Genomic DNA, 25,397 nt, shown 5'->3' on the forward strand with positions numbered 1-25,397 from the left:
AAACAAAAGGGCGGGCCATCCAGCTGGATCGGCCCGCCCTCTGTTTGGGATTTTTATCGGCGGTTAGTTCAAGCGGTGCATGCGCCCTGAGCGCAGCGGTGCGTCAACGCAGGCCGGCGATGTAATCGGCCACGGCCTTGATCTCGCGGTCGTTCAGCTTGGCCGCGACGTCGCTCATCGGGATGCTGTTGAGGCGAACCTTGTCGCGGAACGCCACCAGCTGCGCCGCGGTGTAGTCGGCATGCTGGCCGCCCAGGCGCGGGTACTGCGCGGGCATGCCGGCGCCGTTGGGGCTGTGGCAGCCGGCGCAGGCCGGGATCTGGCGATCGGCAATGCCGCCGCGGTAGATCCGCTCGCCGAGCGCCACCAGGTCCTTCTCCTTGGAGAAGCCGGTCTTGATCTGCTTGGAACCGACGAACCAGGCGATGTCGCGCATGTCCTGGTCGGACAGCTTCGCGGCCAGCGGCTGCATGATCGGGCTCTTGCGCTTGCCGGACTTGAAGTCCTGCAACTGCTTGAGGATGTATTCGGGATGTTGCTGCGCCAGCTTCGGGTTGGCCGCGATGGCCGAGTTGCCGTCGGCGTTGTGGCACGAAGCGCAGCTTTGGCTGTTTGCCGGCGTCGCACTGAACAGCGTATCGCCCTTGGCCGGGTCGGGCTTGGCTGGCTTGGCGGCCGCCGCAGGGGCAGTTGCAGGCTCTTCGGCTGCAAAACTCGCGCTGGCTGCAACGCCCATGAGGGCTGCAAGCAGAAAATTGGCAAACAACTTCATATCGGGGGCTCGATTTATTGGCGCAAAACCCCGCGATTCTACAATGGCGGCTCGTACCGAAAGCCTATTGATGACCAGCCCGTCGCGCAAGCACGCCGCCCCCCCTTCCCGCGCGACCCCGGCCGTGGACCCTGTCGTCGCCGAGCGCGAGCGCATTGCGCTCGGCTGGCTGCACACCGCCCACTTCCTGACCAGCGCGCCGCAGCTCGAGCATCTGCCGCCGATCGAGCTGCCCGAGATCGCCTTCGTCGGCCGCTCGAATGCAGGCAAGTCGACTGCCATCAACACGCTCACGCAGCAGACGCGGCTGGCTTTTGCCTCCAAGACGCCGGGCCGCACCCAGCACATCAACCTGTTCGGCGTCGGCAAGCAGAAGGCGGACGACGCCGTGCTGGCCGACCTGCCGGGCTACGGCTATGCCGCGGTGCCCAAGGAGGCCAAGCTGCGCTGGCAGCGGGTCATGGGCAACTACCTGATCACGCGCGAGAACCTGCGCGGCGTGGTGCTGATGTGCGACCCGCGCCAGGGCCTCACCGAGCTCGACGAGATCCTGCTGGACGTGATCCGCCCGCGCGTGCAGCAGGGGCTCAAGTTCCTCGTGCTGCTGACCAAGGCCGACAAGCTCACGCGCAGCGAGGGCGCCAAGGTGCTGTCCATCACGCGACTGCAGGCCGGCGGCGGCGAGGTCAAACTGTTCTCCGCGCTCAAGAAACAGGGCGTCGGCGAAGCCGCCGAGCTGCTGTGGCGCTGGGCGCATCCGACCGAAGAGACGACGCAGGCAACGCCGCCGCCCGAGGCCACCGACGGCCCGTAGCGAATCCGCCGCGGCCCGGCTCTCCCGGCGTGCAGCTATCGAAACCATAGCAAAGAGAGGCCAGGCCACCATGATCGAGACCTTCCAGCGCCAACTGCCGAACGGCACCACCCTGAGCTGCCGCGCGGCCGGCACGCCGGGGCGGCCGTTGATGATGTTCCTGCACGGCTTCCCCGAGGCCGCGTTCATCTGGGACGAACTGCTCGCGCATTTCGCCGACCCGGCGCACGGCGGCTATCGCTGCGTCGCGCCGAACCTGCGCGGCTTCGAACGATCGAGCGCTCCTGCCGACGTGGCCCAGTACAAGGCCCATCTGCTGATCCAGGACATCCAGCAGCTCGTCGCCACCGAAAACCCGGCCGGCACGCTGGCCGCATTGGTGGCCCACGACTGGGGCGGCGCCTTCGGCTGGGGCTACGCCAACGCGTTCCCTGGGCAGGTCGAGCGGCTGGTCATCGTCAATTCGCCGCACCCGGGCACCTTCGCGCGCGAACTGCGCGACAACCCGGCGCAGCAGCAAGCCAGCGCCTACATGAACTTCCTCGCGCGGCCCGACGCCGAGACGCTGCTCGCCGAAGACGACTACCGGCGCATGTGGCCTTTTTTCACGATGATGAAAGCGGGCCCCGATGGCCACGGCTGGCTGACCGACGAAGTGAAGCAGCAGTACCGCGAGGTCTGGAACGCAGGCCTGACGGGCGGCTGCAACCTCTACCGCGTGACGCCGCTGAAGCCGCCTCCGCCGGGCCAGAGCGCCGACAGCATCCCGGTGCCACCGCGCGAGCGCCTCACGGTGAACGTGCCGACACTGGTGCTCTGGGCACTCGACGACGTGGCGCTGCTGCCGGGACTGCTCGAGGGCCTCGACGACTACGTGCCCAACCTCGTCGTGAAGAAGGTGCCCGGCGCCACCCACTGGATCGTGCACGAGCAACCCGGGCTGGTCGCCGGCGAGATCGAGGCGTTCGTGCGCCCTCAGTAGATCGGCGCTTCTCCGTCGGGCCGGGTCTTGAAGCGCCGGTGTACCCAGTAGTACTGCGCGGGCATCGCATCGATGTAGCCCTGCAGCCGCAGGTTCATCAGCGTCGTGTCGGCGGCCACGTCGTCGGTCGGAAAGTTCTGCCAGGCCGGCAGCACCTCGACCTCGTAGCCCTCGCGCGTGAGCTTCGAGACGATCGGCACCACCTTCGCCTTGCCCAGCCGCGCAAAGCGCGACAGCGACGGCACGGTGGCGGCCTGCACGCCGTAGAACGGCACGAAGATCGTCTGGTCGCGGCCGAAATCCATGTCGGGCAACAGGTAGAGCAAGCCGCCCTTGCGCAGCCCCGCGAGCACGGGCTTGATGCCGTCGACGCGGTTGAGCGCGGCCACGTTGCCGAAGCGCGTGCGACCCTGGCGAATCCATTCGTCGACCATCGGATCGCGCTGGGTCGTGTAGATGGTGGCCGAGGGTCGCTCGGTGTGCCTGGTCAGCGCGGTGGCTGCGGCATCGAGGCCGTAGAAGTGCGGCGCGAACAGGATCATTGGCGCCTCGCCGTCGGCGATCTCGCGGATCTCGGGCACCGAGCCCACCACCTTGAGGCGGCTTGCCACCACGCGCTCGGGCGCATGCCAGAGCCAGCTGCGGTCGAGCCAGGACTGCGCCACGTACACGAAGGTCTGGCGCGCGATGGCACGGCGCTCGGCCTCGGACTTGTGCGGAAAGCAGACCGCCAGATTGCGGTCGACCACGCGCCGGCGCGGCACGGCGAGCGTGTGCAGCACGCGCCCGAGCACAGCGCCGACACCGCGCACGAGCGGCAGGGGCAAGGGCGCGATCGCGCGCATGAAACCGATGCCGAGTCGCGAACCAAGGCTCATGGCGCCTCCCCCGCGGCCGCGGCCGCCACACGCTCGGCCCGCGGTTCCTTGTAGCGCGCATAGTCCCACACATATTGGCCCGGCAGGCTGCGGATCAGCCTACCGATGGCATCGTTCATGGCGGTGGCGGCCTCTTCGATGGACGCCTTCGGATCGGTGAGCGCGGTGCCGACGATCGGCTCGAACCGGATCACGTAGCCCGCACCGCGCGGCAGCCGCTCGCACACGCTCAGGAAGCAGGCCGCGCCAGTCTGCTGCGCGAGGCGCGGCAGCAAGGTCATGGTGTAGGCCGGCCGCCCCAGGAACGGCGCCCACACGCCCTGCCCTGCCGGCGGCACCTGGTCGGGCAGGATGCCGGTGTAGCCGCCGCTGCGCAGCGTGCGGATCAGGCCACGCACGCCCGTGTTGTTGGTCGGCAGCGTCTGCAGTCCGGGGCGGTCGCGCGAGCCGGCGGCGATCAGTTCGGCCATCCACTTCTTGCGCGCCGGACGGAACAGCGCCGTGATCGGCCCGAAGGTGGAAAGAAAGCGCTCGCCGATGGCCTGGCCGCACATCTCCCAGCTGCCGAGGTGCGGCGCCACCAGGATCACGCCCTTCTTCGCGCGCATGGCCGCCTCGAAGGCCTCGACGCCTTCCCATCGCGCCACGCGCGACAGCACGGTCTCGCCCTGCGGCCGCAGCCACAGCCAGGGCAGTTCCGACACCATGTGGCCGGCCGCCGCGATCGCCGGCCGGTATTGCGCGGGAGAGATGCCCGCGCTCTCGGCGTTGGCCTTGAAACGGCGCCGGTAGCCGGGCGCACAGAACCAGACCAGCCAGCCCAGCAAGCTGCCGAGGCCATGCATCAGCGGCATCGGCACGCGGGCAAGCAGGCGAAACAGGGTGATCATCAACGGGCGGGAACGGGTGTCAAAAGCGGGACGCGCGCGCATGTTATTGCGCGGCTCGAATACAATCGAAATTGTCGCCGAGTTACGGAACAACTTGCAGGGCGACAAACACAAGCGCGAAGCGATTGTGCCCCGCCGATCACCGGCATCTGCTAAAGCGTTCGCCAGGGCTCCGCAGAGTTGGCAACGCGCCAAGTCACTTCTAGGAGTTTTGTACAAATGGCGAACGACTTTCTCTTCACTTCCGAATCGGTCTCCGAAGGCCATCCCGACAAGGTCGCCGACCAGATCTCGGACGCCATCCTCGACGCGATCTTTGAGCAGGATCCCCGCAGCCGCGTGGCCGCCGAGACCCTGACCAACACCGGTCTCGTGGTGCTCGCCGGCGAGATCACCACCAACGCGCACGTCGACTACATCCAGGTGGCGCGCGACACCATCAAGCGCATCGGCTACGACAACACCGACTACGGCATCGACTACAAGGGCTGCGCCGTGATGGTCTGCTACGACAAGCAGTCCAACGACATCGCCCAGGGCGTGGACCACGCGAGCGACGACCACCTCAACACCGGCGCCGGCGACCAGGGCCTGATGTTCGGCTACGCCTGCGACGAGACGCCCGAGCTGATGCCCGCGCCCATCTACTACGCGCACCGCCTCGTCGAGCGCCAGGCCCAGCTGCGCAAGGATGGCCGCCTGCCCTTCCTGCGCCCCGATGCCAAGAGCCAGGTCACGATGCGCTACGTCGACGGCAAGCCGCACAGCATCGACACCGTCGTGCTCTCCACCCAGCACAGCCCCGACCAAAGCGAAACGCCCACCAAGATGAAGGCTTCGTTCAACGAAGCCATCATCGAGGAGATCATCAAGCCGGTGCTGCCCAAGGAGTGGCTGCAGAACACGCGCTACCTGATCAACCCGACCGGGCGCTTCGTCATCGGTGGCCCCCAGGGCGACTGCGGCCTCACGGGCCGCAAGATCATCGTCGACACCTATGGCGGCGCCTGCCCGCACGGCGGTGGCGCGTTCTCGGGCAAGGACCCGTCGAAGGTCGACCGCTCGGCCGCCTATGCCGCGCGCTACGTGGCCAAGAACGTGGTGGCCGCCGGCCTGGCGCGCCAGTGCCAGATCCAGGTGGCCTATGCGATCGGCGTGGCGCAGCCGATGAACATCACGGTCTACACCGAAGGCACCGGTGTGATCCCCGACGACAAGATCGCCGAGCTCGTGCGCGAGTTCTTCGACCTGCGTCCGAAGGGCATCATCCAGATGCTCGACCTGCTGCGCCCGATCTACCAGAAGACCGCCGCCTATGGCCACTTCGGCCGCGAAGAGCCCGAGTTCACCTGGGAAGCGACCACCCAAGCTGCGGCGCTGCGCGCGGCGGCCGGCCTGAAGTAAACGAGGCGCAACGACGCGATGGTGGGCCCGGTCAGAAGCGGTACGCGCCGCTCAGGCCCACCGTCCAGTTGCGCCCCGGCGCGGGCTCGAAATAGCGCGCATTGCCTTCGTTGACGATGACCGAGCCCACGTAGCGCCGGTCGAACAGGTTGTCGACGCGCGCGAAGGCGTTGAACTCCCAGCGCTCCCATTTCCGGAGATAGCCGGCGTACAGCGCCGCCACCGCATAGCCCGGTGCGCTCGCGCTGTTGGCGTCGTTGGCCAGGATGCGCCCGAGCGCGCGCATCTCGATGCCCGCACGCCAGCCTTCGGGCGGCACCCAGCCGAGTGACGCGTAGAGCGATTGCTGCGCAATCCCGGGAATGCGGTTGCCGGCCGCGACCTGGCTGGATGCGGTGCATGGCGACGGCGAGCAGAAGGTATCGCGGTAGCGCGCATCGAGCCAGGTGTAGGCCAGCTGCGTGCGCCAGTGGTTGGCCGTCTCGTGCTGCCAGGCGAGCTCGAAACCGTCGCGGCGCGTGCGGCCCGCATTCTGGAAGGTGGCACGCCCGCCGCTGTTGGTGTCGGTCACGATCTCGTCGCGCGTGCGCGTCTGGAACAGCGCTGCGGTCAGCAGGCCGCCGCCCAGCCGGGCCTTGGCGCCAAGCTCGACGCTGTCGTTGACGGCCGGACGCAATGCGAAGTTGAGCCCGCTGGCGCCGCCGGCGCGGTACGAGAGTTCGTTCAGCGTCGGCGTCTCGAAGCCCCGCCCGATCGATCCGTACAGCGCAAGGTCGGGCGTGGCCTCGAAGCGCAACGAGGCCGCCGGCAGTGTCTTGGCATGGCGTGCACTGCCACTGTCGTCGCGGTTGGGCCCGAGGATGTAGCGGTCGCGCGAATCGAAGTGCACGCTGCTGCGGCGCACGCCGGCTTCGAGCGTCCATCGTTCGGCCAGCTGCCACGTCGCCTGCGCATACGGGTCGAGGTTCCAGACCTCGTTGCGCTCGTTGCGCCGCAGCCGGCCCCGCACGCCGAGCAGTGCCGACGAGGCGGGCCCCAGGTAGTTCTCGTGGCCGCGCCGCAATTCGCGCAGGCTGTCGTAACCCAGGCCTGCCACGAGATCGAACGGCCGTCCGGCCACCGTCCCGGCGGCGCTCCAGCGCAGGTCGATGCCGCTGTACTGCCGCGAAAGGTCGATGACGCCGCCGGCATGCAGCGGGTTCTGCTGCGCGGAGGGCGGGATCGACTGGTACTGCACGGTCTTGCGCTCGCCGCCGTAGACCATCAGCCGCAATCCCTGCGTCGCATCGATACGGCGTTCGTACAACAGGCCGAGCTGGGTCTGCTCGACCGTCTTGCGCGTGTCGTACTGCATGGCGAGTGGCGCGCCGCGCGGCGCGAGCGCGTACTGGCTCGCCGTCAGGCCCAGGGGGTCCTGCGCATCGATGCGCACGCTGTTGACCACCAGCGTCAGGCGGTCGCCGTTGTCGAGCGTGACGCCGAGCTTGCCGTTCACCAGGTCGCGCCGGGCCGCGCTGTGCGCGCGCCAGCCCTCGGTGCGGAACCGGCTCGCGTTCAGCAGGTAGTCGACCGCGCCTTGAGATCCGCTGGCCTGCAGCGACTGGCGCCAGGTACCGAAGCTCCCGCCCGCCGCCGAATAGGCAAGCCTCGGCGCGCCTTCGCCCGATGCGGTGAAGGCCTGCAGCACGCCGCCCGACGAATTGCCGTACAGCGCCGAAAAGGGTCCGCGCAGGATCTCGATGCGATCGATCGAGCCGATGTCGATGTTGGAGGTCTGCCCCTGCCCGTCGGGCAGCGTCGCCGGAATGCCGTCGACATAGAGCCGCACACCGCGCACGCCGAAGGTCGAGCGCGCGCCGAAGCCGCGGATCGAGAGCTGCAGGTCCTGCGCGTAATTCATGCGGTTCTGCACCTGCAGACCCGGCACGCTCCCGAGGCTCTCGGAGAGATTGACCTGCAGGCGGCTGTCGCGCATATCGGCGCCGTCGATCCGGTCGACCGAGCCCGGCACGCTGAAGGGCGCGACCTCGCCGCGCGGCGTCGACACGGTGACCTCGGGCAACTGGCCGCGGTCGGCCTGCGGCGGCGCTGCCATCTGCGCCTGCGCGATCAGGGGGATGCCGAATAGCAAGACCCGCGTTGTGGCGACACTGGCGGAAAAGGCGGAGTTCATGCGCCGATTCTGCTTCGGCGCGCGCCGCCCGGCCTACCGGCAACCACCCGGTCGGGTCGGGATCAACTTTTGCCTTTGCGCCAGCCGAACCAGGCGCACACTGCCACGGGGACGCCCAGAGCGAACCAGGCGACCACATCGCCTGCCCCACCGTCGCTGAACAGCGCGGAGATGAGGCCCACCCCGGTCAATAGGCCAAGTGCAATCGGCCAGCCCCACATGCGTCCGAACGACTGCGAATGGCGCTGCGGCTTCATGCCTGCACCTTCATCGCCGGCGCCGGTTCGCCTGGCTTTCCGCCGCCCTGCGCCGGCGTTCGCCCGGCGGCGCCGGCCGCCGCGGCAGGCCCAGCCGGCGTGGGCACCGTGTTGCCGCGCTTGAGCCAGAGATAGAGCCCGCTGCCCAGCACGATGATGGTCGCGATGTCGAGCAGCGCCCAGAGGATCTGCATCGGCATGCCGCCGTAGTCGCCGAAGTGCAGCGGCTGCGACACCAGGAGCGCGGTCAGGTACCACGGCAGCTCGGGCACGGCCGTGACCTGCGCGGTCTTGGCGTCGACCAGCACCGGCTTCAGCAGCTTCGAGGTGAAGGGCTCGTTGCCCCGCATGAAGAAGGTCGTGTGGTGCGGGCTCGAGAACGCGGTGCCCGGGAAGGCGATGAACGACAGCTCCATGCCGGGCGCCTGCTGGACGGCGGCTTCCATCGATCGCTGGACCGAGGCCCGCTCGGCCACGGCCACCGTCGGTTCGCCCTTGTACGGCGCCAGCAACGCGCTCAGCTGGTCGTACTGCCAGTACTTGATGAGCAGGTCCGCCCAGGTGTTGATCATGCCCGTGGCGCCCACCACGAACACCCACACCAAGGTGACGATGCCCAGCAGGTTGTGCAGGTCGAGCCACTTCAGGCGGGGGCGCTTCTCGCGACGCACGGTGCCAAATTCGAGCTTGCGCATGAACGGCGCATAGAGCACCACGCCCGAGACCACGGCCACCAGCAGCAGCAGGCCCATGAAGCCCAGGAACAGCTTGCCCGCCAACCCGGCGAACAGGTCGACGTGCAGCTTGAGCATCACGTACATGAAGCCCTCGCCGAACTTGGGCTCTGCCAGCACGGCGGCGGTGCGCGCATCGACCGCCACCGACTTGAAGTCGTCGGTGGGATCGGGCGTGGGCGTCAGCGTGACGAACCACAGGCCTTTGTCGTCCTCGGGCTGCGACGCGAACTGCACCACGCGGTCGGGATGCTTCGCACGCGCAACCTCGAGCACGCGGTCCAGGCTTGCGCGCGGCGTGTCCGCCGGCATGGCGGGCGACTCGACCTCGGTGCCCAGCAGATGCCCGATCTCATGGTGAAAGATCAGCGGAAGCCCCGTGATGCACAGCAGCAGCATGAACACGGTGCATACCAGGCTGCTCCACTTGTGCACCCAGGCCCAGGTCTTGATCTTGCGGCTGTTCATGTCGCGGCGGCTCCGGTCGAAAGTGGAATATTAAAAGCGATAGGTCGCACTTGCCACAACGCTGCGGCGGGCGCCGTACCAGCAATCGCCGCGCGCAAGGCAGGTGCTGGAGTACGTCTTGTCGGTCGCATTGTTGATGTTCAGGGCATAGCGCCACTTGTCCGACTCGTAGGCCAGCATCAAGTCCAGCAGGGTCACGGCGGGCATGTTGGGCCCCACGCTGGTACCTTCGACGTCGCGGAAACTCCCCATGTAGCGCACGCCGGCACCCGCCGAGAAGCCCGGCACGCCGCCCACGGAGAAGCGGTACTTGCCCCAGACCGACAACTGGGTGCGGGGCGCGTCGGTGAGTTTCTTGTCGACGTCGATGTACGTGTAGTTGGCGATGACGTCGAGATCGCGGCCGAGGGTGGTCTTCAGTTCGAGCTCGACGCCCTTGTTCTTGCTCGAATCGACCTGGCGGCCGTAGTTGATGTCGGCGCTGTCGAAAACGGTGCGGTTCTTTTCCTTGAGCGAGAAGACCGACGCAGTGAAATTCGTGGACGACCCCAGGGGCTGGTACTTGATGCCCGCTTCCACCTGCTCGCCACGCAGCGGCTTGAACAGATTGCCATTTGCGTCGGTGCCCGCCTGGGGCGTGAACGATTCGGTGTAGCTCAGGTAGGGCGACCAGCCAGAAGGCAGGTTGTACATGACGCCCAAACGGCGCGACGTGGCGCTCGTCGTCTCCGAAGCACTGCCCGCCGATCCGGCGGTGCTGCGGTCGTAGCGCAGGCCAGCCACGAAGATCCAGTTGTCCAGCTTCATCTGGTCCTGCACATACACACCAGCGTTGCGCTGCGTCGTGCGAGGCCGGTCGGTCAGTTCCGTCACGGGAACGTGGCCGATGCCATAGATGGGCGCGTAGGCATCGATGGTGCTGAACGCTGAGCCCTCGCGCTTGTCCTGGCGCTGGCGCGAATACTCGGCGCCCACCAGCAGCGTGTGGCGCAGGGCGCCGGTGTCGAAATGGCCTTCGACATGGTTGTCGATGCCCGCCATGCGCGTCCAGGCGAGCGACTTGTCGTTGTAGCGGCCGAGGATTCGCTGGCCGAACGGGTCCTTTGCCCAGCCACCCGGCAGCGAGAACGAATCGGCATAGTGGTAGTGCGAGTCGTTGAAGGTGCGAGACACACGGAAGTTCTGCCGGAACGCCCACTGGTCGTTGAACCGGTGCTCGAACAACCAACCCAGGGTCTTGCGCTCGGTGTCGTATCCGTCACCGGGCTCTCCGATGAAGCGGCTGAGCGGCAACGGACCATTGCGGTTAGGCAGCTGCGTGCCTTGCCAGGGGAAGAACTGCGACGTACTGCCGGTCTTGTCCTTTTGCCAAAGCCCTTGCAGCGTCAGCGAGGTGGCAGCCGTGGGCCGCCATGTGAGTGAGGGCATGAGAAGCGAGCGGTCGTCAGGCACATGGTCGACCTGCGTATCGGATTTTCGGTGCAGCGCCACCAGGCGATAAGTCCAGTCGCCATCCGCGGTCAGCGCGCCAGTGAGGTCGGCCTGGACCTGCTTGCGGCCAAACGAACCCACCTGCACGCCCACTTCGCGGTAGGTCTCCCGCTGTGGGCGCTTGCTGACCATGTTGACCACGCCGCCGGCGTTGCCCGCGCCGAAAAGCATGCCCGCCGGACCGCGCAGCACTTCCAGGCGCTCCAGCGTGTACGGGTCGGGCCGCGCCGTCGCGGTGTACCAGCCGGCCGAGTACATCTGCAATCCGTCGAGGTAAATCGTGGGCTCGCTGCCGCGCACCTGGAAACTGTCGGCACGCGAGTCGAGGCCGTACGCATCGGAGCGCACACCCGCCGCGTAAGTGAGCGCATCCTGCAGGTTCGTGGCGCCCTGATCCACGATCTGGTCGCGCGTGACCACCGTCACCGATTGGGGTGTTTCGGCCAGCGGGGTGTCCGTCTTGGTGGCCGTTGCGGCGTTCCTCGCGCGGTAGCCGACGACGGGCGAAGTCGCTGTCTCGGCTTCGGTGCTCGCGTCGACGCGTACCTCCGGCAGCGAGCCAGTGGCCGGCGCGGCGGGCTGTGCCACCGCATGCTGCTGCACATAGATTGCCAGGCAACCCGCCAGAACGGATGCGACCTTGTGCCGCGCGATGAACCTCGTCATTTCCTGCTCCACTCCAAAACTCACTAAGAACGATTCGCATTCTAATAGTTAAGAATCAATCGTTTCCAGTTCTTGTCTTGGATCGGAGCGACATCCGCGGCAGGCGGAAGCGCCGGCACCCGGGCGTCGCCGGGTCAGGCGCGCATCGACGAAGGCGTCCAGTAAGGAATGGCGGCCCCCTCGCGCCCCGACGAACCGTCGAGGCGATAACCCGCACCCCAGACAGCCCGCAGCTCCCAGCCGTTCGAAGGCAGCTTCAATGCCCGACGGAGCACCGAGACGCAGGTGTCGAGCATGCGCGACTTCCCGTCCCACGGCTTGGCCCACACTGCGTCCCAGAGGGCGTCCCGTGCGACCGTGGAGCCTTCGTGGCCAAAGAGTTCGATGGCCAGATCGAACTCGTCAGGGCGCAGTTGCACCCGCCGACCGCCGAACTCCACCGTATTGCTCTGCATCAGGAAGCGGTAGCCGCCCCATCGGCGCTCGAGCGGCGGCATTTTGCCCGGGAAGCTGCTTGCGAAGAGCCGAACGACGCTGAAGAGTTCGGCAAACGACGAAGGCTTTGCGATCAGCTCGTCCGTGGCCTCCCGGCGCAGTGCGCTCACGTCGTCGAACTGCTCCTTGGGAAGCAGGCAGAGCATCGGCGTCTGCTTATCGAACATGCCCTTCGTTTCACGGATCAGCGCCATGGACGACAGGCTGTCGCTCTCGCCGGTCAGGATAAGCATCTTGAAAGCTTCAGGATTGTCGGAGCCCGAGGCGCTCGCTGCGCTGCTGCAAAGAACCACCGGCTCGTAGCCGAGCCTGCGGACGATCCGCCGCACGGCTTCGCGCAAGCGGTTTTCCTGGCCGAGGATCGCAATGCGCCCGGACGCGTAGCGGTTGTTGTCGTTGTCCATTGTTGTTCCTCATTTGCGCGCCGCGGATATCGAGCTCCGCACGGCGGTTGGCTGTGCCTTTCGTGTACTTTAGTAAATAGAAAATTCCGACACTACGAATGATGCGCGGTAGGAATATGAAAACCGCGCACGCAGAGGCAGCATTGCACGAAGCGCTCGTTTCGTTGTTTACGAGCCGCCGGCACTCGCTCCCGGCTTGAATCGCGGGCTTACGTCGATGGCGCCTCGGTGCCCCGCGCGTAGGCACCCGGAGGGCAGCCGTACTTCTTTCGGAACACCAGCCCGAAGTAGGCCGGGTCTGCAAAGCCGCAGCGGTAGGCCACCTGCGCTATCGCGCCGTTGCCTGCGGCGGTCGTCCGCAGCAGGCGCCTTGCGGCTTCGAGACGCTCGTGCTGCAGCGCCTCGCGAAAGGTCACCCCATGCCCGGCGCTTGCAAACACCTTGTGCACGTAGCGCGTCGACAGGTTGAAGTGCGCCGCGGCCTTGGTCACGCTGACCTCGGTGTCGGCATAGTTGTCGCGGATCCAGCTGGAGATGTGGGCGTGCATGGCACGGTCACGCGGCGGAACGGCATCGGGCGCTGCGCTGGGCGGCACCCCGGTCTGCGCCAGCGCGAACGAGAGCATGGACATGAGATGCTCCGCGACGAATTCGCGCTGGAACTTGCCGCCCTGGCGCTGCACCTGCCGGATGTCGAGCGACTGGATGTAGTTGGAGAGCACGCCGGCCCAGCCCGAATGTCCGTCGAGCCGCAATGCCGTTGCATCCTTGGCGTTCGGAAGCCACCGAGTGACCAGCGAGGTCGACAGTCCGATGATCCAGGCGTCGTTCCCTTCGGAAGACCGCAGGTGCATGGCCTCGTTCGAGTCGAGCAGCGTCATGTCGCCGGTTTGGAGTTCGAGCACACGTCCGTTCTGCTCGACGAACGTGGCGCCTGGCGAGAGCTTCAGCAGCAGATGGAAGGGGTACATCCGACCTTCTTCCGGGACGCTCGCCTTCGGCCGATAGATGTCCAAGGCGGCACCTTGCGATCGCATGAAGGCCAGCCCGTCGGGATCGACGAGAACCAGTTTCAGGTTGACGGGGCTTGGTTCGGCAGCGTCACCCTGCCATGCCCCGGCCTTGGTCTCCAGTTCCTCGGCCCAGGCTGCAAGTTCGCCCCCGCTTCGGGTTCGGGTGTCTGGGTCCTGAGGGGGGAGAGGTGTGTGCACGGCGTTTTCAGCTGCCGCAACTCGCAGAATATTCACGAGGTTATTCGCTAGAAACCTCGTCGTGGTTATTAGGGTTTTCCCTTATTTTTGAGCTGATCGGTTCCGGCGTTCGGCCCATGCGACGTGCGAAGGTTCCCGGGGAGGAGCCGAATTCCTTACGAAAGACCAAGCCGAAGTAGGCAGGATCCGAAAAGCCGCAGCGCTCCGCCACCTGGGCAACGAGGGTGTGCGACACCGTGGCGGTACGCAGCATTCGAACCGCCGCCTTGAGGCGCTCATGCTTCAGCGTCTCGCGAAAGGTCACGCCCTGCCCCGCCCCGGCAAACACCTTGTGCACGTAGCGGATCGAGACGTTGAAATGCCGCGCAAGCGTCGTCGCATTGACCTCCGGATTGCCGTAGTTGTCCCGGATCCAGCCGCACATGCGTGCGTGCAGCACGCGGTCGCGCGCGGGCACGCGGTCGTCGTCCGCCATCGGGAAGCCACTCTGCGTCAAGGCGAACGACAGCATCGACAGCATGTGCTCGCCGACCAGTTCTTCTTCGAAGGTGCTGTCGATGGTTTCGAGAAGGCTGGCGTCCAGCGCCCGGAGGTAGGCCGACAGCGTGCCGGCCCATCCAGCGCGGCCCTCGAGGCGAAAAGCGACGGCGTCCTTGGCGCTGGGCAGCCACCGCGCGACCAGCGAGTCGGGGAATCCGATGGCGAGAAAGTCCGTGGTCGGTCGCGAATGCAGCCGGAACTCGCGCCGGGCATCGAGCAGGACCATGTCGCCGGGCTCGATGGTTACTTCCCTTTCCTGGAAAAGCGTCGTGGCGCCGTAGCCCAGGCGGATCAGCAGATGAAAGGGCCGAAGTTCCGATTCGGGCAAATGGCCGGTTTCCGCATGGGACGCCGTTTCGCTGCCCCGCAAGCGGAGAAACCGCGTGAGCCCGAGATCGACACGTGTCAGGGTTTGATGGAAATTGTGGCCATCGGGACTTTCGAGCCCGGCGTATCCCAGGGTTTGGCCGAACTGCAGCGACCAATGGGCCAGTCTGCTTTCTGCGGGAAGGTCTTGCGTACTGAAGCGATTTATTCGAGTAGGGCGTTGAGGCATGCAGCACGGGACTCTATTGCAGCAAACTCAATTACTGAATAAAGATTCGCGCACACCGCTTATAAATAACAAGCACGGGCCTCGATATTTTCACATCGATTGAACCAAAAACTTCAGCTCAATTTCAATTGAAATCAAATTCATCTCAGTTGAAATAAATAATAATCTTGAGCAAGCCGAGCCGCACCCGTGCGCTCGGCTTCGTTCACACCACCGGCGGCAGTCGGTCCAGCAATTTGTCGAGCGTGATCGGATAGTTGCGCACGCGCACACCGGTGGCGTTGTAGACGGCATTCGCCACGGCGCCTGCGACCCCGCACATGCCGAGCTCGCCCACGCCCTTGGCCTTCATCGGCGATGAGATCGGATCTGTCTCGTCGAGAAAGATCACCTCCTGGTGCGGAATGTCGGCATGCACCGGCACCTCGTAGCCGGCCAGATCGTGGTTGACGAAGAAGCCGTGGCGCTTGTCGAGCGCGAGCTCTTCCATCAGCGCCCCGCCGACGCCCATCGTCATGGCGCCGATCACCTGGCTGCGCGCCGACTTGGGGTTCAGGATGCGCCCCGCGGCGCAGACGGCAAGCATGCGCCGCACGCGAATCTCGCCGGTCATCGCATCGACGCCGACTTCGACGAAGTGCGCGCCGAAGGTCGACTGCTGGTACTTCTTGTCGAGATCGCCGTACTCGATGCCGTCCTCGGCCACGAGGCCGTTCGCGCCGGCCGCCTGTGCCAGCGGCACCGCCCGCCCCCCGACACGCACCATGCCGTCCGAGAACGCCGCTTCGGCCGCTGCGAAGCCCAGCTTGGCCGCCACGGCCTCGCGCAGCTTCATGCAGGCGGCAAACACGCCCGACGTGGAATTGTTGGCACCCCACTGCCCGCCCGAGCCCGCCGACTCGGGATAGGCCGAGTCGCCAAGCCGCACCTGCACGCGCTCGAGCGGCAGGCCCATGGTCTCGGCCGCGGTTTGCGCAATGATGGTGTACGAGCCGGTGCCGATGTCGGTCATGTCGGTTTCCACCGTGACGATGCCCCGGTCGTCCAGGCGCACGCGCGCGGCCGACTTCGTCAACAGGTTGTTGCGGAATGCCGCCGCAACGCCCAGGCCGACGAGCCAGCGACCGTCGCGCTGCTGGCCCGGCGCCGCGTTCCGCTGGTTCCAGCCGAAGCGCTCGGCACCCGTGCGCAGGCATTCGTTGAGCCGGCGCTGGGAAAAGGGGCGCTCGGGCTTCTCGGGATCGACCTGGGTGTCGTTGAGGATGCGAAATTCGACCGGATCGAGCCCCAGCTTCTCCGCCATCTCGTCCATCGCGATCTCAAGCGCCATCATGCCCGGCGCCTCGCCGGGCGCGCGCATGGCGTTGCCCTCCGGCAGGTCCAGCACGGCAAGGCGCGTGGTCGTCAGGCGGTTGGCCCCGGCGTACAGCAACCGGGTCTGGTTGACGGCGGTCTCCGCCTGCCCGCCGGGCAGGTCGCCCGACCAGCCCTCGTGGGCAATGGCGGTGATCCTGCCTTCTCTCGAAGCGCCGATGCGGATGCGCTGGATCGTGGCAGGCCGGTGCGTGGTGTTGTTCGCCATCAGCGGCCGCTGCAGCGCCACCTTCACCGGCCGCCCGGCCGCCCGCGCGCCGAGTGCGGCCAGCACGGCATCGGCGCGCACGAACAGCTTGCCGCCGAAGCCGCCACCGACGAAGGGCGACACCAGCCGCACGTTCTCCTTCGCAATGCCGAGCGTCTTGGCGACGTCGCCGACGCCCCACGCGATCATCTGGTTCGAGGTCCAGAGGGTCAGCTTGTCGCCCTTCCACTCCGCGATGGAGGCATGCGGCTCCATCATCGCGTGCGACTCGTCGGGCGTGGTGTAGGTGGCGTCGAGCTGTACCGGGGCCGCAGCGAACGCGCCCGCAAAATCGCCGGTCCGGGTCTCGGGCTGGCCCGAGAACGGATTGGGCTCGGGCATCTGCGCCGCGTTCTTTTCCGCGGCCAGGTCGAAGCGGCCCGGCGTTGGGGTGTAGTCGATGCGCACCAGCTGCGCGGCGGCGCGCGCCTGTTCGAAGGTGTGGGCCACCACCACCGCGAGCGCCTGGTGGTAGTGGTCGATCTCGGGCCCGCCGAGCAGCTTGGCGGTGTTGAAATTGCCCTTGCCGAGCTTGCCCGCGTTGCGCGCGGTGACGATGGCCAGCACGCCCGGCGCAGCGCGCGCCGCGCGCAGGTCCATCGACGCGATGCGGCCCTTGGCAATGCCTGCGCCGACAACGCAGCCGTAGGCGGCGCCCGGAACCTCGGCATGGCGTTCGTAGGCGTAGCGCGCAGCGCCGGTCGTCTTGAGCGGTCCATCGATCCGGTCGGTCGGCTTGCCGATGACCTTCAGCTGGTCGATGGGATTGGTGGTGGCGGGGGTGTCGAATTTCATGGCGATCAGCTCCTCGCTTGTGCGATGGCCGCAGCCAGCGCGCGCTCGGCCAGCGGCAATTTGAAGGCGTTGTCGTGGGTCGGCTGCGCATCGGCGAGAAGTCGTGCCGTTACGGCCCGCGCACCCTGCGGCATCGCGGCCTCCGCGGCCTCGACGCGCCACGGCTTGTGCGCAACGCCGCCGAGCGCCACCCGCCCCGATCCGTCGCGCTGCACGACCGCCGCGACCGACACCAGTGCAAAGGCGTACGAGGCGCGGTCGCGGACCTTGCGGTAGATCTGCGTGCCGCCAACCGGCTTTGGCAGCGTGACCGCGGTGATCAGCTCGTCGCGCTCGAGCGCGGTCTCGATGTGCGGCGTGTCGCCGGGCAGGCGATGGAAATCGGCGATCGGGATCACGCGCGTGCGCCCGTCGGGACGCACGGTCTCGACGGCCGCGTCCAGCACGCGCATCGCAACGGCCATGTCGCTCGGGTTCGTGGCGATGCAGGACCTGCTGCCGCCCACCACCGCGAGCTGCCGCGTCACGCCGCCGATGGCGCTGCAGCCGCTGCCCGGGCGACGCTTGTTGCAGGGCTGGTCGGTGTCGTAGAAATAGGGGCAGCGCGTGCGCTGCAGCAGGTTGCCGGCGGTGGTCGCCTTGTTGCGCAGCTGCCCGGAGGCGCCGGCCAGCAGCGCGCGCGACAGCACGCCATGGTCGCGCCGCACGCGCTCGTCGGCGGCGAGGTCAGTGTTGCGCACCAGCGCACCAATGCGCAGGCCGCCATCGGGCGTGGGTTCGATCTTGTCGAGCGCGAGGCCGTTCACGTCCACCAAGTGCGCAGGCGCCTCGATCTGGAGCTTCATCAGGTCGAGCAGGTTGGTGCCGCCGGCGATGAACTTGGCGCCCGGGTTCGCGGCCACGGCCGCCGCGGCCTGTGCCGGCGTTTGCACGCGCTCGTAGCTGAACGGCTTCATGTCGGGCTCCCGGCCACTTCGGTGATGGCGTCGACGATGTTGGAGTAGGCGCCGCAGCGGCAGATGTTGCCGCTCATGCGCTCGCGCAGCTCTTCGGCCGAGAGGATCGGCCGTGCCGTGAGGTCTGCGCTCACATGGCTCGGCACGCCGCGCCGGACCTCGTCGATCACCGCCACCGCCGAGCAGATCTGGCCCGGCGTGCAGTAGCCGCACTGGTAGCCGTCGTGCTTGACGAACGCGGCCTGCAGCGGATGCATGTTCTGCGGCGTGCCGAGCCCTTCGATGGTCGTGACCTGCCCGCCGTCGTGCATGACCGCGAGCGTCAGGCACGAATTGATCCGCCGTCCGTCGGCGATCACCGTGCAGGCACCGCATTGGCCGTGGTCGCAGCCCTTCTTGGTGCCGGTGAGGTGCAGGTGCTCGCGCAGTGCATCGAGCAAGGTGGTGCGTGTGTCGAGGTCCAGCGCATGCGCGTTTCCGTTGACGTTGAGCGTGAGCTTCATGCGGGGTACGGCCGCAGCAGAGGGTGCCGCCGGTGCGGCAGCGGCCGGTGCCGCGGACGAGACCGCCGCCGCGGTGGCGGCGGTCGCAGCGCCGACGATGAGCGCGTCGCGCCGCGAGATCATCTGGGTCGTGGGACTGTTCATGTCAACTCCTGTTGTTGATCGAAGTTCGGTGTCTGCATGCATCGTGGAGGGCTGCACAGGAGAATGGTTTCGGCGGTGCCGGCGCGCAGTTCATCGCCTACTTTCCGAGTCAGCCGAAGGCTTTCCGACCTGGGTCCGGACCGACCATTCTTCGCGAGACGCGCTGCCATCGATAGCGCATTCCGCTCCATTTCTTGCCCGATCCTGTGAGGCTCGCGGCGCGCTGTGACGTAAAGACTTAAATGCGCCGGCGCGCGGCGGGGTCGCCGCCCTTGGCGTTGTCGCGCAGCAAGCCGATGTCGCGTTTGGGCGGGGCGCCGAACAGCCGGCTGTATTCGCGGCTGAACTGGGACGGGCTTTCGTAGCCGACCCGGAATGCGGCGCTCGCCGCATCGGCGTGTTCGCTCAGCATCAGGCGCTTCGCCTCGTTCAGCCGCAGCCATTTCTGGTACTGCAGCGGGCTCATCGCGGTGAGCTGGCGAAAGTGATGGTGAAAGGTGGGCGCGCTCATCTGCACGCGGGCCGCGAGCTCGTCCACGCGCAGCGAGGAGGCGTAGTTCAGCTTGAGCCAATCGATCGCCCGCGCGATGCGGCGGCCCTGCCCGTCCACCGAGGCGATCTGCCGCAGCCTGCCCGCCTGGTCGCTCATCAGCAGCCGGTAGTGGATCTCGCGCTGGATCAAGGGAGCGAGCACCGGAATGGCCTCGGGCTCATCGAGCAGCGCCAACAGTCGCTCGATGGGCGCCCAGAGCGCAGGGGTGGCGGTGCCGATCTCCACGCCCACCCCGGCCGGACGGTCGCGCTGCGGCGGCAGGCTGCCCTGCGCGATCAGCTCGGCCAGCATGCGCACGTCGAACTTCAGCACCAGGCCGAGGCAGGGCGCCTCGGGGCTCGCCGCCAGCACTTCGGAGTTGGCGGGCACGTCGAGCGAGGTGACGAGGAAGCGCGAGGCGTCGTACGCATAGGCCGCGCCGCCGACCCACAGCTGCTTCGTCCCCTGGGCGACGAGCACGATGCCGGGTTCGATCATGCAGACGACGGGCGCTGCCGGGGCGTCCCGCCGGAACAAGCCGAGGCCCGCGATCGGCGTCTCGAAATCGCCCGCGCGCGGCGTGTGGGCGGCAATGATCCGCGCCATCGCGGCCTGGGGGGCCCGCAGGTGCTCGGCAGCGGGCGTGTCGTGTTGATGTCGGGTTGCCATGGACGGCGTGAATCTCCGCGGCGGACTCTACCTGCGAGGCACCGGCCTTCCACAAAACCGCGGGTGCCGCGAGGGGATCGGGCAAGAAATCCAGCGGATTGCGCAACCAGCGCGTGTGCCCTGCCGGGCCGCCCGGCCTTGAAACTCCGCCGATTGCCCTTATGATTAGCACTCGCTGCTGTTGAGTGCTAACAACCAGGCCTCGCTTCCAGTCGATGGCTGCCTGCTTTCCCGCGGGCGCCGACCACAACCCCGTTTCTTATTCAGGAGATGCAATGAAACTTCGTCCTTTGGCCGATCGCGTGATCGTCAAGCGTGTTGACAGCGAAACCAAGACCGCCTCTGGCATCGTCATCCCCGACGCCGCCGCCGAGAAGCCCGATCAGGGTGAAGTCCTGGCCGTGGGCCCGGGCAAGCGCAATGACAAGGGCGAAATCTCGGCCCTGACCGTCAAGGTCGGCGACCGCGTGCTGTTCGGCAAGTACAGCGGCCAGACCGTGAAGGTCGACGGCGACGAGCTGCTCGTGATGAAGGAAGACGACCTTTTCGCGGTCGTCGAAGCAAAGTGATTTTGCGGGACAGACCAAGCCGACGCGAAGCGCGGATTGCTCTGTCCCCAACTGATTAGATCTAATTACTGGAGTAATAAAACATGGCAGCAAAAGACGTAGTCTTCGGCGGTGAAGCCCGCGCACGCATGGTCGAAGGCGTGAACATCCTCGCCAACGCCGTCAAGGTGACCCTGGGCCCCAAGGGCCGCAACGTGGTGCTCGAGCGTTCGTTCGGCGCCCCCACCGTGACCAAGGACGGTGTGTCGGTCGCGAAGGAAATCGAGCTCAAGGACAAGCTCCAGAACATGGGCGCCCAGCTCGTGAAGGAAGTGGCCTCCAAGACCAGCGACAACGCCGGTGACGGCACCACCACCGCGACCGTGCTGGCCCAGGCCATCGTTCGCGAAGGTTTCAAGCTGGTGGCTGCCGGCATGAACCCGATGGACCTGAAGCGCGGCATCGACAAGGCTGTCACGGCCCTGGTCGCCGAGCTGAAGAAGGCTTCGAAGCCCACCACCACGTCGAAGGAAATCGCTCAAGTCGGCTCGATCTCGGCCAACAGCGACGAAACCATCGGCAAGCTCATCGCTGACGCGATGGACAAGGTCGGCAAGGAAGGCGTGATCACCGTCGAAGACGGCAAGTCGCTCGACAGCGAACTCGACGTCGTCGAAGGCATGCAGTTCGACCGCGGTTACCTGTCGCCCTACTTCATCAACAACCCCGAGAAGCAATCGGCGCTGTTGGACAACCCCTTCGTGCTGCTGTTCGACAAGAAGATCAGCAACATCCGCGACCTGCTCCCTACGCTGGAACAAGTCGCAAAGGCTGGCCGTCCGCTCCTGATCATTGCCGAAGAAGTCGAAGGCGAAGCCCTGGCTACCTTGGTCGTGAACACGATCCGCGGCATCCTGAAGGTCGTGGCCGTCAAGGCACCTGGCTTCGGCGACCGCCGCAAGGCCATGCTGGAAGACATCGCCATCCTGACGGGCGGCAAGGTCATCGCTGAAGAAGTGGGCCTGACGCTCGAGAAGGTGACGCTGGCCGACCTGGGCCAAGCCAAGCGCATCGAAGTGGGCAAGGAAAACACCATCATCATCGACGGTTCGGGCGCTGCGGCCGACATCGAAGCCCGCGTGAAGCAAGTCCGCGTGCAGATCGAAGAAGCCACGAGCGACTACGACCGCGAGAAGCTGCAAGAGCGCGTGGCCAAGCTGGCCGGCGGCGTGGCAGTGATCAAGGTTGGCGCTGCCACCGAAGTCGAAATGAAGGAAAAGAAGGCCCGCGTCGAAGACGCCCTGCACGCCACCCGCGCTGCAGTGGAAGAAGGCGTCGTGGCTGGCGGCGGCGTGGCTCTGCTGCGTGCCAAGCAAGCCGTGGGCGACAAGGTCAAGGGCGACAACGCCGACCAGGAAGCCGGCATCAAGCTGGTGCTCAAGGCCATCGAAGCGCCGCTGCGCGAAATCGTGAACAACGCCGGCGGCGAAGCCTCGGTGGTGGTCAACGCTGTGTTGGCCGGCAAGGGCAACTACGGCTTCAACGCTGCGAACGACACGTACGGCGACATGCTCGAGCTGGGCATCCTGGACCCGACGAAGGTCACCCGCACCGCACTGCAGAACGCCGCTTCGGTGTCCTCGCTGCTGCTGACGACGGAAGCCATGATCGCCGACGCACCCAAGGACGAGGGCGCTGGCGGCGGCGGCATGCCCGACATGGGCGGCATGGGTGGCATGGGCGGCATGGGCATGTAAATTCGCCCGCGCCCCTGCCCGGGGCCAGCACCCCGCGAACAGGAAACCCGTCGAAAGGCGGGTTTTTTTATGGGCGCTCGAAAAGGGTGCCGGCCGTGACTACCTGCCGCGCGAGCGCCGCCTCGACGGCCGCGAGGGTGGGCGGATCGGCACCCTCGCGGGCGCAGTTGAGCGCCGCAGCCGTGGCGGCAAAGCACATGGCCGTTTGCCATGCACCGTCGGTCAGCGCGCCGAGTTGCGCCGGATGCGCCACGCCCGCGGCAAGCAGCGCGACCGAGAGCCCGGCCGTGAAGGTGTCGCCCGCGCCGATGGTGTCGACCACCTCGACCCGCGGTGCCGGCACGGAAAGCGGCGCATGGCCGGTACGCCAGAGCGTGGCACCGGCCCCGCCCTGAGTGACGACCACCGCACGAGCGCCGGCCTGCAGGCATTGGGCCGCGAGTGCATCGATGGGCTGGCCAGGCGCCAGCAGCCCGGCGTCCTCGTCGCTGAGCTTCACGATGTCGGCCAGCTCGACCCAGCCTTGGACACGCTCGCGGTAGAACGCCATGTCGGGAACCAGGCTCGGCCGCACGTTGGGATCGAAGACGATCACGCAACGCCCGGCGTGGGCCGTGACGAGTTCCACGATGCGCGTCGCCGCGGGCTCCTGCAGCAGCGCGATCGAACCGAAGTGGAGGAAGCGGCATTCCGCAGGCAGCCGTGGCAGCGGCTCGGGCGCCCAGGTCGCATCGGCACTGCCGCGGGTGTAGAAGGCGTAGCGGTTGGTCTCAGGCATGCGCTCGACGAAGGCCAGTGTCGATGGCGCATCGCTGCGCAGGATGAAACGCGTGTCCACGCCGTTGCGTTCGAGAAAGCCCACCAGCCGCTCGCCGAACAGGTCGGTCGACAACTGCGTGAGAAAGCCGGTCGGCTCGCCCAGGCGCGCACAGGCCACGGCCGTGTTGAGCGGCGAGCCGCCCTCGTGGCCTACGAAGGTCAGGGCACCGGGCTCGCCAGCGGTGAAATCGATCAAGGCCTCGCCTGTGACTGCAATGCGCATGTGCGTGGATTCTCGTGCGGGTTGAGGCAGAAAACGAAAAGGCCGCTCGCGCGGCCCTTTGATGTGTGCGTGGGTGCTCAGACCGCCGGCGCGCCGTGTGCGTTGGTCTCGGGTTGCGTCGGCTGCACGAAGAAATAAATCAGCACGAGGTTGACGAGCGGAATGATCATCAGCAGCTGGAGCCATCCGCTCTTGCCGATGTCATGCAGGCGGCGTGCACCCACGGCGAGCACCGGCAGCAGGAACCCCAATGCCGCAATGAAGTAGACGTACTGGTGGATCAGGCTCGCGACAATGAGCACGGCCACCTCGGCCAATATGAACCACCAGAACTCCGAGCGCGACGCACGCCCGCTGAAATCGGTGTACTTGGCGAAACAGGTCTTGACGGCTGTTTGGAAATCCATTGAACGACTCCTCTTGATTGACCCCCGGGAAAGTTCCCGGGGCCGATCATATCGGTGCGTCATTCAATAGCGAATACAGCTTTTGGCGGGTTGCGAGATCGCAAACAAAAGGCCGCAGACGGCCGGACGGTCTACGTCCGCAGCCGTTCGAGCAGGCCCGCGGTCGAGGCATCGAGGCCCGTGACGTCGCCCGAGGCGAGGCGCGGCTCGATGTCCTTGGCGAGCACCTTGCCGAGCTCCACGCCCCACTGGTCGAAGCTGTTGATGCCCCAGAGCGCGCCGCTCGTGAACACGCGGTGCTCGTACATCGCGAGGAAGGCGCCGAGCGATTCGGGCGTGAGCTTCTCGAGCACGAAGAAGGTGCTCGGCCGGTTGCCCGAAAAGTTCTTGTGGCCGCCCGCGTCGAGCTGGCCGACCATCAGCGCTTGCGCCTGCGCGAGCGCATTGGCCAGCAGCTTCGGATGGTGACCGTCGAGGTCGTGCGCCGCGTCGCGCACCGCGACGAATTCGAGCGGGATCACATCGGTGCCCTGGTGCAGCATCTGGAAGTAGGCATGCTGGCCGTTTGTGCCCGGCTCGCCCCAGAGCACGGGCGAGGTACCCAGGCCCGGCGGCAGCGCCGCGCCGGTCGCATCGACCTGCTTGCCGTTGCTTTCCATCTCGAGCTGCTGCAGGTAGGCCGGCAGGCGCTTCAGCGCGCTGTGGTACGGCGCAATGCCGCGGCTCGTGAAGCGATGGAAGTTGCGGTACCAGACGTCGAGCAGGCCCAGGCGCACCGGCAGGTTCTGCGCGAGCGGCGCGGTGCGGAAGTGCGCGTCCATCGCGTGCGCGCCCGCGAGCAGCCGGCGAAAGCCTTCGGCGCCGATGGCGAGCGCGATCGGCAGGCCGATGGCCGACCACAGCGAATAGCGTCCGCCCACCCAGTCCCAGAAGCCGAAGGTGGTCTCGATGCCGAACTGCCTGGCGGCCTCGACGTTGGTGGTGAGCGCGGCGAAATGGCCGGCAATGTCGTTGCCGCCCGATTGCGCATACCAGCGCTTGGCCGAGAGCGCGTTCGTCATCGTCTCGGTCGTGGTGAAGGTCTTCGAGGCGATCAGGAACAGCGTGTGCTCGGGCGCGAGGTCGCGCAGCACGCCCGCGAGCTCGTGGCCGTCGACGTTCGAGACGAAGTGGAACCGCTTGCCGGGCGCCACGAATTCCGCGAGCGCCAGCACCGCCATCTGCGGACCGAGGTCGGAGCCGCCAATGCCGATGTTGACCACGTCGGTGATGGTGTGGTCCGCGCGCACCTTCTCGGCATAGGCCAGCATGGCGTCGAGCGTGGCATGCACCTCGCGCAGCTCGGCGGCCGTCTTTCCCGCGTTCGCACCAACCGGTGCGCGCAGTAGCGTGTGCAGCACCGCGCGGTCTTCGGTGCTGTTGATGTGCTCGCCCGCGAACATTGCGTCGCGGTGCGCCTCGAGGCCGCATTCTCCGGCCAGCCGCAGCAGCAGCGCCTCGGTGGGCACGTCGATCAGGTTCTTCGACAGGTCGGCAAAGACATGCGGCGCCTGCTGGCTGAAATGCTCGAAGCGCCCGGCGTCGTCGACGAAGGCATGGCGCACATCGAACTGCTTGCCCGCGGTGTCGAAGCAGGACTGGAGTTGCGCCCACGCGGGCGCACGGTCGCAGCGGAAGGTCATGGCCAT

Annotated in this window: 22 protein-coding genes; 5 read left to right on the plus strand and 17 right to left on the minus strand. The window is 66.9% G+C overall.

Features of this window, described 5'->3' with window-relative positions:
- Nucleotides 1–103 precede the first annotated feature (103 nt).
- Nucleotides 104–772 carry a c-type cytochrome gene (locus AC3A6R_RS09010; RefSeq protein WP_487864291.1) on the minus strand — a complete coding sequence of 223 codons (669 nt, stop codon included), beginning with the start codon at nt 770–772 and terminating at the stop codon, nt 104–106.
- Between the two features lie 70 nt (nt 773–842).
- Here AC3A6R_RS09010 and yihA point away from each other — a divergent pair, with 70 nt between their 5' ends.
- Together yihA and AC3A6R_RS09020 are read left to right on the plus strand one after the other, a co-directional pair.
- Entirely contained in the window at nt 843–1,586 is a 744-nt protein-coding gene (gene yihA / locus AC3A6R_RS09015; RefSeq protein WP_487864292.1) for a ribosome biogenesis GTP-binding protein YihA/YsxC, read from the plus strand.
- Nucleotides 1,587–1,656: 70 nt separating this feature from the next.
- A complete protein-coding gene (locus tag AC3A6R_RS09020) occupies nt 1,657–2,568 on the plus strand; it encodes an alpha/beta fold hydrolase (protein ID WP_487864293.1) in 912 nt (303 codons plus the stop codon).
- Here AC3A6R_RS09020 and AC3A6R_RS09025 read toward each other — a convergent pair.
- Together AC3A6R_RS09025 and AC3A6R_RS09030 are read right to left on the minus strand one after the other, a co-directional pair.
- Nucleotides 2,562–3,446 (minus strand): LpxL/LpxP family acyltransferase, encoded by an 885-nt coding sequence (locus AC3A6R_RS09025; RefSeq protein ID WP_487862199.1) that lies wholly within the window; start codon nt 3,444–3,446, stop codon nt 2,562–2,564. The genes AC3A6R_RS09020 and AC3A6R_RS09025 overlap by 7 nt on opposite strands.
- Complete coding sequence (locus AC3A6R_RS09030; RefSeq protein ID WP_487864294.1) at nt 3,443–4,336, minus strand: lysophospholipid acyltransferase family protein; 894 nt, start codon at nt 4,334–4,336, stop codon at nt 3,443–3,445. Before AC3A6R_RS09030 ends, AC3A6R_RS09025 begins: the two co-directional genes overlap by 4 nt.
- Nucleotides 4,337–4,555: 219 nt before the next feature.
- Here AC3A6R_RS09030 and metK point away from each other — a divergent pair, with 219 nt between their 5' ends.
- Entirely contained in the window at nt 4,556–5,740 is a 1,185-nt protein-coding gene (gene metK / locus AC3A6R_RS09035; protein ID WP_487862201.1) for a methionine adenosyltransferase, read from the plus strand.
- A gap of 31 nt (nt 5,741–5,771) precedes the next feature.
- Here the strand turns inward: metK and AC3A6R_RS09040 are convergent, their stop codons facing one another.
- From AC3A6R_RS09040 to AC3A6R_RS09090, 11 genes are all read right to left on the minus strand, one after another.
- The gene (locus AC3A6R_RS09040) at nt 5,772–7,913 is read right to left on the minus strand and encodes a TonB-dependent receptor domain-containing protein (protein ID WP_487864295.1); all 2,142 of its coding nucleotides are present in this window, start codon (nt 7,911–7,913) and stop codon (nt 5,772–5,774) included.
- Nucleotides 7,914–7,975: 62 nt separating this feature from the next.
- Nucleotides 7,976–8,170: a hypothetical protein gene (locus AC3A6R_RS09045; protein ID WP_487864296.1), complete on the minus strand. Its 195-nt coding sequence runs from the start codon at nt 8,168–8,170 to the stop codon at nt 7,976–7,978.
- Nucleotides 8,167–9,372, minus strand: coding sequence for a PepSY-associated TM helix domain-containing protein (locus tag AC3A6R_RS09050; protein WP_487864297.1), 1,206 nt, complete (start codon nt 9,370–9,372; stop codon nt 8,167–8,169). The genes AC3A6R_RS09045 and AC3A6R_RS09050 overlap by 4 nt, the downstream gene beginning before the upstream one ends.
- 30 nt (nt 9,373–9,402) lie before the next feature.
- Nucleotides 9,403–11,529, minus strand: coding sequence for a TonB-dependent siderophore receptor (locus AC3A6R_RS09055; RefSeq protein WP_487864382.1), 2,127 nt, complete (start codon nt 11,527–11,529; stop codon nt 9,403–9,405).
- Nucleotides 11,530–11,663: 134 nt separating this feature from the next.
- Nucleotides 11,664–12,428 carry a winged helix-turn-helix transcriptional regulator gene (locus tag AC3A6R_RS09060; RefSeq protein ID WP_487864298.1) on the minus strand — a complete coding sequence of 255 codons (765 nt, stop codon included), beginning with the start codon at nt 12,426–12,428 and terminating at the stop codon, nt 11,664–11,666.
- 209 nt (nt 12,429–12,637) lie between these two features.
- Nucleotides 12,638–13,399, minus strand: a complete 762-nt coding sequence (locus AC3A6R_RS09065) for a helix-turn-helix transcriptional regulator (protein ID WP_487864299.1) — start codon at nt 13,397–13,399, stop codon at nt 12,638–12,640.
- Nucleotides 13,400–13,679: 280 nt separating this feature from the next.
- The gene (locus AC3A6R_RS09070) at nt 13,680–14,735 is read right to left on the minus strand and encodes a helix-turn-helix transcriptional regulator (protein ID WP_487864300.1); all 1,056 of its coding nucleotides are present in this window, start codon (nt 14,733–14,735) and stop codon (nt 13,680–13,682) included.
- 205 nt (nt 14,736–14,940) lie between these two features.
- Nucleotides 14,941–17,151 (minus strand): aldehyde oxidoreductase molybdenum-binding subunit PaoC, encoded by a 2,211-nt coding sequence (paoC, locus tag AC3A6R_RS09075; protein WP_487862209.1) that lies wholly within the window; start codon nt 17,149–17,151, stop codon nt 14,941–14,943.
- 5 nt (nt 17,152–17,156) lie between these two features.
- On the minus strand, nt 17,157–18,107 hold the full coding sequence (locus tag AC3A6R_RS09080; protein WP_487862210.1) for an FAD binding domain-containing protein: 951 nt from the start codon (nt 18,105–18,107) through the stop codon (nt 17,157–17,159).
- Entirely contained in the window at nt 18,104–18,754 is a 651-nt protein-coding gene (gene paoA / locus AC3A6R_RS09085) for an aldehyde dehydrogenase iron-sulfur subunit PaoA (RefSeq protein WP_487862211.1), read from the minus strand. The genes AC3A6R_RS09080 and paoA overlap by 4 nt, the downstream gene beginning before the upstream one ends.
- A 238-nt stretch (nt 18,755–18,992) precedes the next feature.
- Nucleotides 18,993–19,955: an AraC family transcriptional regulator gene (locus tag AC3A6R_RS09090; protein WP_487862212.1), complete on the minus strand. Its 963-nt coding sequence runs from the start codon at nt 19,953–19,955 to the stop codon at nt 18,993–18,995.
- 275 nt (nt 19,956–20,230) lie between these two features.
- On the opposite strand from AC3A6R_RS09090, the gene AC3A6R_RS09095 reads away from it, so the two are divergent.
- Entirely contained in the window at nt 20,231–20,524 is a 294-nt protein-coding gene (locus tag AC3A6R_RS09095) for a co-chaperone GroES (protein ID WP_487862213.1), read from the plus strand.
- A gap of 83 nt (nt 20,525–20,607) precedes the next feature.
- Nucleotides 20,608–22,260 (plus strand): chaperonin GroEL, encoded by a 1,653-nt coding sequence (gene groL / locus AC3A6R_RS09100; RefSeq protein WP_487862214.1) that lies wholly within the window; start codon nt 20,608–20,610, stop codon nt 22,258–22,260.
- A gap of 67 nt (nt 22,261–22,327) precedes the next feature.
- Here the strand turns inward: groL and AC3A6R_RS09105 are convergent, their stop codons facing one another.
- The 3 genes from AC3A6R_RS09105 to pgi all read right to left on the minus strand — a co-directional run bounded on the left by AC3A6R_RS09105 (nt 22,328) and on the right by pgi (nt 25,397).
- Complete coding sequence (locus AC3A6R_RS09105) at nt 22,328–23,302, minus strand: carbohydrate kinase family protein (protein WP_487864301.1); 975 nt, start codon at nt 23,300–23,302, stop codon at nt 22,328–22,330.
- A 77-nt stretch (nt 23,303–23,379) separates the two neighbouring features.
- A complete protein-coding gene (locus AC3A6R_RS09110; protein WP_487862216.1) occupies nt 23,380–23,709 on the minus strand; it encodes a DUF805 domain-containing protein in 330 nt (109 codons plus the stop codon).
- Nucleotides 23,710–23,840: 131 nt separating this feature from the next.
- A complete protein-coding gene (gene pgi, locus AC3A6R_RS09115) occupies nt 23,841–25,397 on the minus strand; it encodes a glucose-6-phosphate isomerase (RefSeq protein ID WP_487864302.1) in 1,557 nt (518 codons plus the stop codon).

It is taken from the genome of Variovorax sp. Soil_C_19 (genome assembly GCF_057657255.1).